Here is a 12,846-nt window from a genome sequence, read left to right as displayed (position 1 = left end):
AATTGTACGATTGCAAAATGAGGAGGAACAATGTATGACAACATTTTCGAATGAAGACGTCAAGTATTTTGCGGATTTCGTCCGTATTGGCCTCTCCGAGGAAGACAAAGAAAAATTCTCTGCACAGATAGCAGATTTGATTGAAAGTGTAAGTAATTTAAAAGAAGTGGATGTTACAGACGTAAAACCTATGACGCATCCAGTTGCTATGATCAACGTCTTACGTGAAGATGAGCCAAAAGATATCTTGGACCGTGAAGTAATGCTAGCCAGTGCAGAAGATCAGGAAGATGGACTTATCAAGGTCCCAGATATCCTGTAATCGAATTCGCAGTATAGAATACCATTCATGGCACAATGATAGTAGGAGGAAAAGTGATGACGTTAACTAGTAAAACAGCAACAGAACTTCAAGCTCTTTTACAAAAAGGGGAAGTTACTGCTAAAGAAATAACAGAAGCAACATTACAAACGATTGAACAACGAGAAGAGAAAATTCACGCGTTCATTCACGTCGCAAAAGAAGAGGCAACAAAGCGTGCAGAACAGCTTGATCAAGAAGCTGCTAATACACGTGGCAGTCTTTTTGGAGTTCCAATCGGAATTAAGGATAATATTGTAACAAAAGATATGACGACAACATGTGCAAGTAAAATGTTGGAAGACTTTGTACCTGTTTATAATGCAACGGCTATAGATAAATTAGAAGCTGCCGGTGCCATTAATATGGGGAAGCTCAATATGGATGAATTTGCAATGGGTTCTACAACTGAAACATCTTATTTCGGTAATACATTAAACCCATGGAATACAGATTATGTGCCAGGTGGTTCTTCAGGTGGTTCTGCAGCAGCAGTAGCAGCAGGAGAAGTCCCACTATCCCTTGGTTCGGATACTGGCGGCTCGGTTCGTCAACCAGCTGCATTCTGTGGAATTGTTGGAATGAAACCTACATACGGTCGTATTTCACGTTTCGGTTTAACAGCATTTGCTTCTTCACTTGATCAAATCGGTACATTGTCACGCACTGTGGAAGATAATGCATTATTGCTTAGCGTAATCGCAGGTGAAGATGACAATGATAGTTCATCTTCAGCAAAAGCGGTTCCTGATTTCACGGAAGCTCTTACAGGCGATATTAATGGTCTAAAAGTGGCAGTTCCAACACCTTACCTAGGTGAAGGTGTTGATGCAGAAATTGCTACAGCAGTGAGAGAAGCAATTACTGTATTGGAATCCCTTGGAGCGGTTTGTGAAGAAGTAGAATTGCCATATATTCAATATGCGCCAACTACGTATTATGTAATTTCTTCTTCGGAAGCTCAATCCAATCTTTCACGTTTTGACGGATTGCGTTATGGCTATCACACAGAAAATGCTGAAAACCTAGAGCAAGCATATTTCCGTACACGTCAAGAAGGATTTGGCGATGAAGTGAAAAAACGTATTATTTTCGGAACGTATGCAATGAGTGCGGATCATCATGAGGATTTGTATGTACGCGCACAAAAGACGCGTACATTGATCGCACAAGACTTTGATACTGTATTTGAAAAGTATGATGTAGTCATCGGACCAACTACTGCTACAACAGCATTTAAGCTTGGCGAAACTGGCGGAGATCAACTCGTTCATTATGCAAATGATGTCTTGGCTGTACCTGCGAACCTTACAGGCCGTCCAGCATTATCCGTACCATGTGGTTTCGTTAATGAACTACCGGTTGGATTGCAAATTATGGGTAAGCACTTTGACGAGGAAACATTATACAAAGTCGCTCATGCTTATGAGCAAGCTACAGATTTCCACAAGCGTACTCCATCGATTCAGGAGGGGAAATAATCATGAACTTCGAGACAATTGTCGGATTAGAAATCCACGTAGAGCTTAAAACAGACACTAAAATCATGTCTCCAGCACCTGCTCATTTCGGTGCAGAGCCAAATAAGAATATTCACGTAACAGACATCGCATATCCTGGTGTCTTACCTACGTTAAATAAAAAAGCTGTTGAATTTGGAATGAAGGCGTCTATGGCATTGAACTGTGACGTTGCGCCGATCATGAACTTTGACCGCAAGCACTACTTCTACCCAGATAATCCGAAAGCATACCAAATCTCTCAAGACAAACGTCCTGTAGGAGCAAATGGTTGGATTGAAATTGAAGTAGACGGTAAGAAGAAGAAAATCCGCATTGAACGTGTACATTTAGAAGAAGATGCAGGAAAACTGACGCATACGGAAAATGGTCATTCATTAGTAGACCTGAACCGTCAAGGAACGCCGTTAATTGAAATTGTTACAGAAGCAGACGTACGTTCTCCAGAGGAAGCATATGCATTTTTGGAAAAACTAAAAGCGATTATTCAATATACAGGCGTATCTGATGTACGTATGGAAGAAGGCTCACTTCGTTGTGATGCAAATATTTCACTGCGTCCATTCGGTCAGGAGAAATTTGGTACAAAAACAGAGTTGAAAAACTTGAACTCGTTTAATTTTATTCGCCGCGGCATTGCGAATGAAGTAGCACGTCAAGAGAAAATTCTATTGTCTGGTGGTACTATTCAACAAGAAACTCGTCGTTATGACGAAGCAACTGGCGACACAGTATTGATGCGAATCAAAGGCAGTGCCAATGATTACCGTTTTATCAACGATCCAGACTTGCCTGAAGTTCACATCGAACAAGAATGGATTGATCGTGTTCGTAAAGAAATCCCAGAATTACCGGATGCTCGTAAAGCACGTTATGTATCTGAACTGGATCTACCGGAATATGATGCACACGTACTAACTTTAACAAAGGAAATGTCTGATTTCTTTGATGCAACAGTAAAAGCTGGAGCGGATCCAAAATTGGCTTCCAATTGGTTGATGGGCGATGTATCAGCTTATCTAAATGCAGAATCGAAAGAACTACATGACACTCCATTGACACCTGAAAGCTTGGCGCAGCTTGTGAAATTGATTACAGATGGTACAATTTCTTCTAAAATCGCGAAAAAAGTATTTATTGACCTTGTGAAAAAAGGCGGAAATCCTGCTGATATCGTCAAAGAAAAAGGACTTGTTCAAATTTCTGATGAAGGTACATTACGTACAATCATTACAGACATCTTGGACAACAATGAACAATCAATTGAAGACTTTAAAAATGGTAAGGATCGCGCAGTTGGGTTCTTAGTAGGACAAGTTATGAAAGCAACAAAAGGACAAGCCAATCCACCGCTTGTTAATAAATTATTGATGGAAGAGATCAAGAAGCGTTAATCTATCAATCAAATGAAAACGTTCCAGGAGAGGCCAAAATAGTCTGATCCTGGACGTTTTTCCACGTTAACTTATACAGTGAAACAGGGGGGATTGTATTGAAAACAGAACAACAATATTTTGAAGAAGCTGTATCACTTCAAACGTATATGGACAAAATGGAAACACATAAGGAAAACAGTTTTTTGATCTATAATGCATTTGAAGTACCACAGGATGATGAATTTATTGAATTGCTGAAAGAAAAACAACCTCATGTATTAGTCATTACAGAAGACTGGTGTGGTGATGCGATGCTGAATAATCCAATCCTTCGGAAGATTACGGAAGCTGCCAATATAAATGTTCGCGCTGTGTTGAGGGATGAGAATCCAGAGCTAATTGACAGATATTTGACAAATGGCGGACGCTCGATTCCCATGTATCTACTATTAAATGCAGCAGGTGAGGTAGTCGAAAAGTGGGGACCTCGAGCACCGGTTCTTCAGAAATATGTGATGGATGGTCGCGCGAAGTTACCAGCTAAAGATGCATCTGATTTTGAAGAGAAACAAAAAGCGTTTTATTCTCAGTTGATGTCTGAATATACATCTAAGCCTGAAAATTGGCTTGCTGTTTATAGTGATATTCGTTCGACATGGCTTCCTGTTTTACAATTGTCTAAGTAACTATTTGTAAGAAACCATTTGAAAATGGCAAAGGTCTGACTTGTTTCAGACGCGAAAGGATCGAGGGGAAAGTGTATGAAACGTGCACGCATTATTTATAATCCTACTGCAGGAAGAGAAGTCTTCCGTAAACATTTAGCAGAAGTCCTCGAAAAATTGGAGAATGCGGGGTATGAAACATCCGCTCACGCTACAACTCGTGAAGGTGATGCTACAGTAGCAGCACGAGACGCGGTTCGCAGAGGATTCGATGTTATTATTGCTGCTGGCGGCGATGGGACGCTCAATGAAGTAGTTGCAGGTATCGGCCATTTTGATAAACGCCCAAAAATTGGTTTAATTCCTATGGGTACAACGAATGATTTCGCAAGAGCGTTGCGTATTCCAAGAGAAATTGATGACGCTGTAGATATTATTTGCCAAGGAGATTCCATTCCGGTCGATGTAGGCTTGATGAATGATCGCTACTTTATTAATATAGCAGGTGGCGGTCGAATGACGGAATTAACATATGAAGTACCAAGCCGTCTCAAAACAGTAATTGGCCAGCTAGCTTATTATTTAAAAGGTATTGAAATGTTACCTTCTATACATTCCAGTCATCTTCGTATTGAGTATGATGGAAATGTGTTTGACGAAGAAGCCATGATGTTTTTGATTGGTTTGACGAACTCAGTTGGTGGGTTTGAAAAATTAGCACCTGACTCGAGTATTAACGATGGATACTTCACATTGCTTATTTTAAAGAAATGTAATATCGCAGAATTTATACGTGTGGTCACATTAGCTTCTCGCGGAGAACATATGGATGATCCATTAGTTGTTTCAGCGAAGGCGGAAAAAATTGTGGTCACTTCCAAAAATGAAGTATTGTTAAACTTAGATGGAGAATATGGTGGTGTGTTGCCCGCTACTTTCCAGAACTTGTATCAACATGTTGAGATGTTCGTACCACTAGAGAAGTTACGTCCACAAGATCAAGTGAAGAAAATCCATTAAAATATAAAAGTAAAAAGACTATTCCAGTCGAAGTTCTAACGTTCGGATGGAATAGTCTTTTATTGTGAAAAATTAATGGGGTGAGCCCGATGCAATACGCATCGTATCAGGTCGATATTAGATGTATTCAATCGCTTCTCCTTGTTTAGCAGCTAACTTTGGAACTTCTTGCAACGGCATCCAACGATAACTGAGTAATTGACCTGCGTCTTTACCTTCACCTTCTACGATATATTCCCATTCATGCCTGCTTTCTCCTAAATAGGAAAAATGGAAAATCGTACGTTCATAAATTACATTTTTATCTTCTGGGAAATATTTTGAAGCTTTAACTTTACCTTCTAGTATAAGTTCATCACGCACTATACCCGATTCTTCCTCGATTTCTCGATACAATGCATCCAATAGTAGTTCGTTGCGTTCAATTGTACCACCAGGAACTCGTAAACCTGCTTCAGGCTGATCTTTTTGCTCATAAACAAGCAATTTACGGTGTCTGCCTTCCCCTTTTGTAATATACGCTATTACTTTTCTTTTTACTCTTTTCATTCACTTTCACCTCTCATTAGTTAATCCATTATACTGTAAATTAATGAGATTTACAAGAGAAATGAGTTAATCAATTAGTATACAACAATTAGGTGTGTTATGAATATGAAAATACGTCTAAATTTCAACAAAATTATTTAGATATATAGGTTATTGAAATGGGTTTTAGGGGAAACCCTAAAATAGAACTACACAGGGAGTGATGATGTGTATAAAAGACAAGAAAAGCGTCTGATGTGGTTGGCATTTATTGTTGCGGGTATCATGCTACTATCAATTATTGGCAGACTATTTTCGTAAGAAGGAGGTGGATTGAGTGGACTCAGTCTTTTATTCCAGAGTGTTGACTGAATTGACGTTATCATTTCATATTATCTATGCAACCATTGGAGTGGGTGTCCCACTTATGATCATGCTGGCCCAATGGGTTGGGATTAAGAAAAACGATGAGCATTATATCTTGCTAGCCAGACGTTGGGCACGTGGTTTCGTCATCACTGTAGCTGTTGGGGTTGTGACTGGAACAGCAATTGGGTTGCAGCTGTCTTTATTATGGCCAAACTTTATGGAGCTGGCGGGAAATGTGATTGCTTTACCATTATTCATGGAGACATTCGCATTCTTTTTTGAAGCAATATTCCTTGGTATTTACTTATATACATGGGATCGTTTTGAAAATCAAAAGAAACATTTTCTACTTCTTATTCCAGTTGCGCTTGGAGCTTCATTCTCTGCAGTATTCATTACCATTGTAAACGCCTTTATGAATGCACCACAAGGCTTTAATTTAGTAAATGGGGAATTAATCAACGTAAATCCTCTTGTAGCAATGTTCAATCCTGCCATGCCCACAAAAGTGGCACACGTAGTCGGGACAGCTTATATGACATCTGCCTTTTTATTGGCTGCCATTGCAGCGTTTCGTTTGTTGCGTGGTTCGAATCATGTCTACCATAAAAAAGCTTTATATCTGACTTTGAAAGTGGGATTCATCTTCAGTGTAAGTGCCGCATTGGTTGGTGATTTATCAGGAAAGTATTTAGCTGAGTATCAACCTGAAAAGCTGGCAGCGGCTGAATGGCATTTCGAGACAGAAGAAAATGCTCCTTTAATTCTGTATGGTGTGTTGGACGATGGGGAAGTTAAGTACGCCATTAAAATACCGTATGCACTATCTATTTTAGCGCACGGTGTACCTAGTGCTGAAGTCGTTGGGTTGGATCAGTTTCCTGAAGAAGATACACCTCCACTGTATATCCATTACCTCTTTGATATTATGGTAACGATCGGAATGCTACTGTTGATGCTGTCGGCTGTATACTGGATTGGTATGTGGCGAAGATGGTCATTTATCCAGTCTCGCTTATTTCGATGGCTAATCGTTATAGGGGGACCCCTCGTTTTCATTTCACTTGAAGCGGGTTGGTGGTTAGCAGAAGTAGGACGTCAGCCGTGGATATTACGCAATATTATGCGCACTTCCGAAGGTGCGACAACTAGTGGGCAAGTACCGACTATGCTCGTACTCTTTGCACTTCTATACCTCGTTCTCGGTATCGGTAGTGTGGTTGTATTAAGGAGAATGTTCATTAGGAATCCTGTTGAACAAGAAATCGTGGATCGGCAACAGGAGAAAGGCGGTGACATTCGATGAATATCGAAATTCTAGGAATTACGGTATTATGGGTGTTTTTGTTCGGCTATATTATGATTGGTGCAATTGATTTTGGTGCTGGTTTTTTCAATGCGTATAGTTTATTTACCGGCCGACAGCGAATATTGACTAATGTCATTCAGCGTTATTTGTCACCAGTCTGGGAAGTAACGAATGTTTTTCTAGTATTCTTCTTTGTAGGAATTATTGGGTTCTTTCCGAAGACCGCCTTTTATTATGGCACTACATTGCTAGTCCCGGTTAGCTTTGCCATTATCCTTCTAGCAGTCCGAGGTTCGTACTATGCATTTGAGACGTATGGAGCCCGTGGTCATAAAGGATATTCATTTGCCTATGGTTCAACGGGTTTATTACTTCCTGCATCGCTGTCGATCGTATTGACTATTTCTGAAGGCGGATTTATTGAGTTAATAAATGGGCAACCGGTCTTAGATTACTGGAAGTTGTTCACCAGTCCGCTTACGTGGTCAATTGTAGTACTTAGCATAGCGGCAACACTGTATATCTCATCAGCATTTTTGACGTGGTATGCGAATAAAGCCGGGGATCGCGAGGCGACGCAACTTTTGAGGAAGTATGCACTCATCTGGGCATTGCCGACGATCATTGCCGCTGGTGGAATTATATTCGAATTACGTAAACATAACCCGTTACATTACGAGAGTATTCAAAGATTCTGGCCTATGTTTCTAATATCGTTCATATTGTTTTTGGGAACGGTTTACTTCATTTGGAAACAGCGTCAATATGGTGCAGCATTCGGATTACTAATAGGACAATTCATGTTCGCCTTCTTTGGTTATGGTGCATCACATTATCCATATTTGCTCTACCCGTATTTGACTATTTATGATAGCTTTACGAACCAAGCCATGGCGATTGCTTTAATCATTGCATTTATATGTGGATTATTTCTGCTAATTCCATCGCTTTATTTACTATTACGTATGTTCTTGTTCAATAAAGAATATGTAAAAGGAAAAGAAAATTACCATGCATAGGGGGAGTAAAGATGAACGAATTTTTGATTTTCTATGCACCTTTTTTGGTCATCATAGCAGGTATCGCACTATCGTTCTTTGTAGTCTTGAAAGACGATGCAGTGACAAAGAATGAATATGAAAACAGTGAAAAAACAGACGTGTGATTACGTCTGTTTTTTTGTTTGCTTCCCATGGTACACTAGAAGTATCTGAAAGATGGAGGAAAGATCATGAGCTTTGCAGTAAATAAAAACGAAAAAATACGAGTGACTATAGAAGATCTAACACATGATGGAGCGGGCGTAGCGAAAGTAGAAGGCTATCCTTTATTTATTCAAGGGACATTGCCTGGGGAAACAGTCGATATTCATGTATTGAAGACATTGAAAAAATACGGATTCGCCAAGTTACTGAATATCGTGGAACCTTCCGCATCCCGTGTGACACCGCCTTGTCATGTATTCCCGACATGTGGAGGCTGCCAATTGCAGCATCTGTCTTATGAAAGCCAGTTGATTCAGAAACGTAAAACTGTCCGCGATGTAATGAACCGAATTGCTAAGCTTCCTGACGTGCCTGTGCATGAAGTAAAAGGGATGGACGATCCGTGGCGTTACCGCAATAAATCACAAATACCATTTGATACGGAGAACGACCGCGTAATTACTGGCTTCTATAAAGCTCGTACGCATCACATCGTGGATACAGATGTTTGTCTGATCCAAACGAAAGAAGCAGACGAACTGATGACACTGCTTAAGTATAAGCTTCAACAGCTTGGAATCGAGACGTATGATGAACATACACACAAAGGTATGCTACGTCACTTAATCGTTAGAAAAGCACGTCAGACGGGTCAAGTAATGGTTGTACTTGTGACTCGACATAGAAAATTCCCACAAAAAGACGCGGTAGTCGAATTAATTCAACAACAGTTACCGAATGTGACGTCTATTATGCAAAATGTGAATACAGCGAATACAAACGTCATCATGGGGGACGAAATGATTAATTTATACGGAGCAGATGTCATCATTGATCGAATTGGAGATACTGAATTCGAGATTTCAGCACGTTCTTTCTATCAAATTAACCCTGTTCAAACGGAAGTCTTGTACCAACAGGCACTTGATTATGCGAACCTGACTGGAAATGAAACGGTAGTGGATGCGTATTGTGGAATAGGAACGATTTCATTGTTCTTGGCTAAACAAGCGAAGGAAGTATACGGAGTTGAAATAGTGCCGCAGGCGATAGAAGATGCAAAGCGTAACGCGGAACTAAACAATATTACCAACGCACGTTTTGAAGCAGGACCTGCAGAAGAGATTATTCCAAAGTGGTACGCGCAAGGTAAGCAGTTTGATGTATTAGTCGTTGATCCACCACGTAAAGGGTGCGATGAAAAATTACTAGAAACCATTCTAACGTATAAGCCGAAGAAGATTGTGTATGTGTCTTGTAATCCAGGAACATTGGCGCGAGATTTACGCATTCTTGAAGATGGGGGCTATCGCACGAAGGAAGTCCAGCCGGTAGATATGTTCCCGCATAGTAGTCATGTGGAGTGCGTAGCTTGGCTGGAATTGACATAGTTTGGTAGCGTTAGATTTATCGGTTTTCAGTTGAATAGTAAAGTGTGTTTTATGTTTCCCTCGGACGAACGATTCGGGGGATTTACTGATGACCTTAGTTCAATAAGAATTAATATAAAGAATATTTAAGAGATTAGCTGGAATGAAATTAGCTTTGTCATTATATCAACGTTCATATAGATGAAGTGCAAAGTCTACAAACACGCTTTTTGTTGTTACCTATAATGCATAATAAGAAGGTATTGAATACAGAATGTAATATTGTGGATGATCAGCAACGATTAATAAATAATGCCTGTGCAACATTGAATTCAATGTTGCACAGGCATTTTGAATTCTCACTATGCACTGATCAATAGAAAGTCATTTTCTTTTCATACCAATACTTCTAAAGTTTGTATTGCTTTTTTCAACAATCTTTTCAAACTCGACATTCACAAAATACTTAGTCTCTCCTATCTTCTCAACACTTATGATTTTTCCATTTCGCCCTTTTATCCTTACTTTTTCATCCACGGCTGGAATTATCCGTGATGCTACATTGAGTACCTCAATTTTGTTTTCACGATAATGAATGGCATACATATTCTAATCCCCTTATTTAAGATGAGTATTGGTATATATTCATTTTATGAAGATGATTGTTAAATAGAACGTGGACAAGTGGTTATACGTACTTATTTGTTTGTCACGCAGGTGCTCTTTACTTAGACAAACACAAACTGTTGCATTTGCACATAAATTAGTAAAACGGCAGGAGGGCATGATATGAAGAACAAACAAGCATCTACTAAAGTTAAGTCCTCGAGATCTAAATGGTATGTTATTGAAAAAATTGGGATCTTGTTAGTGTTACTCTCATTGATTATTTTATTATTTGCTCCTAATTTACTTGCCAATTTCTTTAACATAATAATTGAAGAAGTTAAACCAATCGTAGTAGATGTATTTTTAACAAGCGAAGTAGGCATTGCCATTATCGTTAGTGTTATTTTTGGGCGATTATTGGAACGGTTAGGTTTTACTGATGGCTTAATCAGACTATTTGTTCCAGTTATGAAATGGCTGAAAATAAACCCATCTGTTATGATCCCCAGTGTTTATAATATCCTTGGTGATATTAATGCAGCAGGAAAAATTTCAGGACCGATTCTTGTCAAAGCTAAAGCTACTAAAGATGAGCAGAAAATTGCCATAGCGACAATGATTCAATCACCTCAATCTTTTGCGACATTAGTGTTAGGACTAATCGCTTTGTCAATATATGGTATTCATGCATTTCCACTTGTGATTTTCTCAATATTCCTCCCTATTATAGTAGTCCCATTTATTTTGTCAAAAACGATTTATCGAGATACAAAAGGAATCGAATTAGAATATTTGCCTCGTTTCACCCCGAAAACGAGATTTCTTCAAACAATCTTTACCTCGGCAAAAGAAGGTGTAGAGCTTCTTTTATTAATCATAATTCCAGCAGTTGCAGCTGTGTTTTTCTTTATAGGAGCTTTAAAGTTTTTTGGTGTTTGGGGGGCTATTGAAGCATCTTTATCAACTGTCTTAGCATTTATGAGTATTGAGCCTACAAAGGGAATTATTTCAATACTTGCAGCACCTACGCTGGCGGTTGCTCAACTTGCAGAGTTACCAAGTACAGTAGATCCCCAATTGATTGTAGGAGCGTTTGTATTGGCAAACTCTGGTTTACCCTTATCCGTTATCTTTGGTCAGGTACCTGTAACTTGGGTAGAAACATCCAATCTCAACGAAAAAGAAGCTTTAAAAGCCGCATTGATAGGCTTGATCCTTCGATTCGCAACTACTTGGGCATTGGCGGTCTTCTTAACGCCGTTTTTGGTGAACTAGATGGAGAGTGCTGGTTATATCATAAAAGGGAAAAAGATTGTTACTGTCAGCAGGTTAGGGACGATTGAAAACGGGGCTTTGGTAGTTTTAAATGGGAAAATTTTAGATTTAGGAAATTGGAGGAAGCTTCAAAAACGGTATCCAAGTTTCTTTGTTATTGATTACTCGGCTTACGTCATTACGCCCTCTTTAGTTGATTGCCACACTCATCTACTAGAGTTTGCACCATCTTCACTATATCCTGACCTACCAATTGATCATTTTGATGTAGGTAAAGCACTTCTTTTAGATACTCTATCATCAGGAATAACAGCAGTGGGAGAACAAATATGTGGACATCCACACTTTGATTTTTCTATTAACGATTACCGGAAGGCTGTTTTAAATATGCCGTTGGATGTTTCTTTTGCAACGACAAGCATATCGATTGGCTTCGAAAAGCTAGCTCATTTCACGGCAGTTACTCATTCAAAAATCGTCGAGAAAGCAGATTTAATTGACCCGAATGTGGTACAAATGATTGCGCAAGCAAGTGACTATCCAGGCGAAAACATATTTATTAATGCAACACCGGCAAACTTTACTGTAGATGAAGTACCAAGGGCAGGAGAAGTCATTTATACGTTAGAGGAATTAAAACGGATTGTAGAAATATACCATCAGTGTGGAAAGCGGGTTGGTGTTCATGTAGCTGGTGAGTATAGTATAAAAATGGCACTAGATGCCGAAGTGGATGTTTTGCACCATGCACATGGCATCACGGATGAGTTAATAGAACAGGCTTCAAAACAACATGTGGAAATAGTTGCTACCCCCATGGGTGGAACTCATTTGCCTCCTAATTCTCCAGAAGAAGTTCTTAGACTAGTGAATAATAATATTACTGTCTCAATTTCAACAGATGCTTATTTACCGCCATATCAAGGAAATACTTGGCTGCCATTTAAGGATCAGACATTGAGGGGGCCTGATGTATTAATGTTAATTGCCCATCCTGCCATGAACCTGTTAAAAGAAAATAACTACGGTGAAAATGAAATTTTGGCATTACTTACTGCAAATCCAGCAGCATTATTAGGCCGGGAAAATAGTTTTGGAAGATTAGAGCAAGGATTGGATGCCAACTTCCTAGTAGCAGAAGGTATTCCAGGTTTAGAAATTACAAGTGTTGAAAGTATAAGTAAAGTTTTCTTTCGAGGCGAAAAAGTAATTGACCGTAAAAAACGAAGTTAAATAGCA

13 protein-coding genes are annotated in these 12,846 nt (G+C 39.3%); 11 read left to right on the top strand and 2 right to left on the bottom strand.

The genetic code is table 11. The features are described 5' to 3' along the window. Positions 1–34: 34 nt before the first annotated feature. The 5 genes from gatC to CSV74_RS11710 all read left to right on the top strand — a co-directional run bounded on the left by gatC (position 35) and on the right by CSV74_RS11710 (position 4,942). Positions 35–322, top strand: a complete 288-nt coding sequence (gene gatC / locus CSV74_RS11730; RefSeq protein WP_029054966.1) for an Asp-tRNA(Asn)/Glu-tRNA(Gln) amidotransferase subunit GatC — start codon at positions 35–37, stop codon at positions 320–322. Positions 323–378: 56 nt separating this feature from the next. Further along, positions 379–1,842 (top strand): Asp-tRNA(Asn)/Glu-tRNA(Gln) amidotransferase subunit GatA, encoded by a 1,464-nt coding sequence (gene gatA / locus CSV74_RS11725; RefSeq protein WP_099691789.1) that lies wholly within the window; start codon positions 379–381, stop codon positions 1,840–1,842. A gap of 2 nt (positions 1,843–1,844) precedes the next feature. Further along, positions 1,845–3,275, top strand: coding sequence for an Asp-tRNA(Asn)/Glu-tRNA(Gln) amidotransferase subunit GatB (gene gatB, locus CSV74_RS11720; RefSeq protein ID WP_029054964.1), 1,431 nt, complete (start codon positions 1,845–1,847; stop codon positions 3,273–3,275). A gap of 98 nt (positions 3,276–3,373) precedes the next feature. After that, positions 3,374–3,943 carry a thioredoxin family protein gene (locus CSV74_RS11715; RefSeq protein ID WP_099691788.1) on the top strand — a complete coding sequence of 190 codons (570 nt, stop codon included), beginning with the start codon at positions 3,374–3,376 and terminating at the stop codon, positions 3,941–3,943. A 75-nt stretch (positions 3,944–4,018) separates the two neighbouring features. Beyond that, positions 4,019–4,942, top strand: a complete 924-nt coding sequence (locus tag CSV74_RS11710; protein ID WP_099691787.1) for a diacylglycerol kinase — start codon at positions 4,019–4,021, stop codon at positions 4,940–4,942. 117 nt (positions 4,943–5,059) lie between these two features. Here the strand turns inward: CSV74_RS11710 and CSV74_RS11705 are convergent, their stop codons facing one another. Further along, complete coding sequence (locus CSV74_RS11705; RefSeq protein ID WP_099691786.1) at positions 5,060–5,491, bottom strand: NUDIX hydrolase; 432 nt, start codon at positions 5,489–5,491, stop codon at positions 5,060–5,062. A 316-nt stretch (positions 5,492–5,807) separates the two neighbouring features. Here CSV74_RS11705 and CSV74_RS11700 point away from each other — a divergent pair, with 316 nt between their 5' ends. The 4 genes from CSV74_RS11700 (at position 5,808) to rlmD (ending at position 9,744) form a co-directional block, all read left to right on the top strand. Next, on the top strand, positions 5,808–7,145 hold the full coding sequence (locus CSV74_RS11700) for a cytochrome ubiquinol oxidase subunit I (protein WP_099691785.1): 1,338 nt from the start codon (positions 5,808–5,810) through the stop codon (positions 7,143–7,145). Then, positions 7,142–8,167: a cytochrome d ubiquinol oxidase subunit II gene (locus tag CSV74_RS11695; protein ID WP_099691784.1), complete on the top strand. Its 1,026-nt coding sequence runs from the start codon at positions 7,142–7,144 to the stop codon at positions 8,165–8,167. Before CSV74_RS11700 ends, CSV74_RS11695 begins: the two co-directional genes overlap by 4 nt. Before the next feature lie 11 nt (positions 8,168–8,178). Next, on the top strand, positions 8,179–8,313 hold the full coding sequence (gene cydS / locus CSV74_RS17050; protein WP_255407648.1) for a cytochrome bd oxidase small subunit CydS family protein: 135 nt from the start codon (positions 8,179–8,181) through the stop codon (positions 8,311–8,313). Between the two features lie 66 nt (positions 8,314–8,379). Next, positions 8,380–9,744, top strand: coding sequence for a 23S rRNA (uracil(1939)-C(5))-methyltransferase RlmD (gene rlmD, locus CSV74_RS11690; RefSeq protein WP_099691783.1), 1,365 nt, complete (start codon positions 8,380–8,382; stop codon positions 9,742–9,744). A 363-nt stretch (positions 9,745–10,107) separates the two neighbouring features. On the opposite strand, the gene CSV74_RS11685 is transcribed toward rlmD, so the two are convergent. After that, on the bottom strand, positions 10,108–10,329 hold the full coding sequence (locus tag CSV74_RS11685; protein ID WP_099691782.1) for a hypothetical protein: 222 nt from the start codon (positions 10,327–10,329) through the stop codon (positions 10,108–10,110). Between the two features lie 183 nt (positions 10,330–10,512). Between CSV74_RS11685 and CSV74_RS11680 the strand changes: the two genes are divergently transcribed. Further along, positions 10,513–11,607: a hypothetical protein gene (locus tag CSV74_RS11680; protein ID WP_099691781.1), complete on the top strand. Its 1,095-nt coding sequence runs from the start codon at positions 10,513–10,515 to the stop codon at positions 11,605–11,607. After that, positions 11,608–12,840 (top strand): amidohydrolase family protein, encoded by a 1,233-nt coding sequence (locus tag CSV74_RS11675; RefSeq protein WP_099691780.1) that lies wholly within the window; start codon positions 11,608–11,610, stop codon positions 12,838–12,840. The last annotated feature ends 6 nt before the right edge of the window (positions 12,841–12,846 follow it).

The sequence above is a fragment of the Sporosarcina sp. P19 genome, assembly GCF_002743165.1.
GTDB lineage: Bacteria > Bacillota > Bacilli > Bacillales_A > Planococcaceae > Sporosarcina > Sporosarcina ureae.
This window is presented reverse-complemented; position numbering and strand designations above follow the sequence as displayed.

Bases quoted from the DNA above. Each gene is read 5' to 3' on its own strand.
- gatC (WP_029054966.1), top strand. From the start codon at position 35: ATGACAACATTTTCGAATGAAGACGTCAAGTATTTTGCGGATTTCGTC.
- gatA (WP_099691789.1), top strand. From the start codon at position 379: ATGACGTTAACTAGTAAAACAGCAACAGAACTTCAAGCTCTTTTACAA.
- gatB (WP_029054964.1), top strand. From the start codon at position 1,845: ATGAACTTCGAGACAATTGTCGGATTAGAAATCCACGTAGAGCTTAAA.
- CSV74_RS11710 (WP_099691787.1), top strand. From the start codon at position 4,019: ATGAAACGTGCACGCATTATTTATAATCCTACTGCAGGAAGAGAAGTC.
- CSV74_RS11705 (WP_099691786.1), bottom strand. From the start codon at position 5,491: ATGAAAAGAGTAAAAAGAAAAGTAATAGCGTATATTACAAAAGGGGAA.
- CSV74_RS11695 (WP_099691784.1), top strand. From the start codon at position 7,142: ATGAATATCGAAATTCTAGGAATTACGGTATTATGGGTGTTTTTGTTC.
- cydS (WP_255407648.1), top strand. From the start codon at position 8,179: ATGAACGAATTTTTGATTTTCTATGCACCTTTTTTGGTCATCATAGCA.
- rlmD (WP_099691783.1), top strand. From the start codon at position 8,380: ATGAGCTTTGCAGTAAATAAAAACGAAAAAATACGAGTGACTATAGAA.
- CSV74_RS11685 (WP_099691782.1), bottom strand. From the start codon at position 10,329: ATGTATGCCATTCATTATCGTGAAAACAAAATTGAGGTACTCAATGTA.
- CSV74_RS11680 (WP_099691781.1), top strand. From the start codon at position 10,513: ATGAAGAACAAACAAGCATCTACTAAAGTTAAGTCCTCGAGATCTAAA.
- CSV74_RS11675 (WP_099691780.1), top strand. From the start codon at position 11,608: ATGGAGAGTGCTGGTTATATCATAAAAGGGAAAAAGATTGTTACTGTC.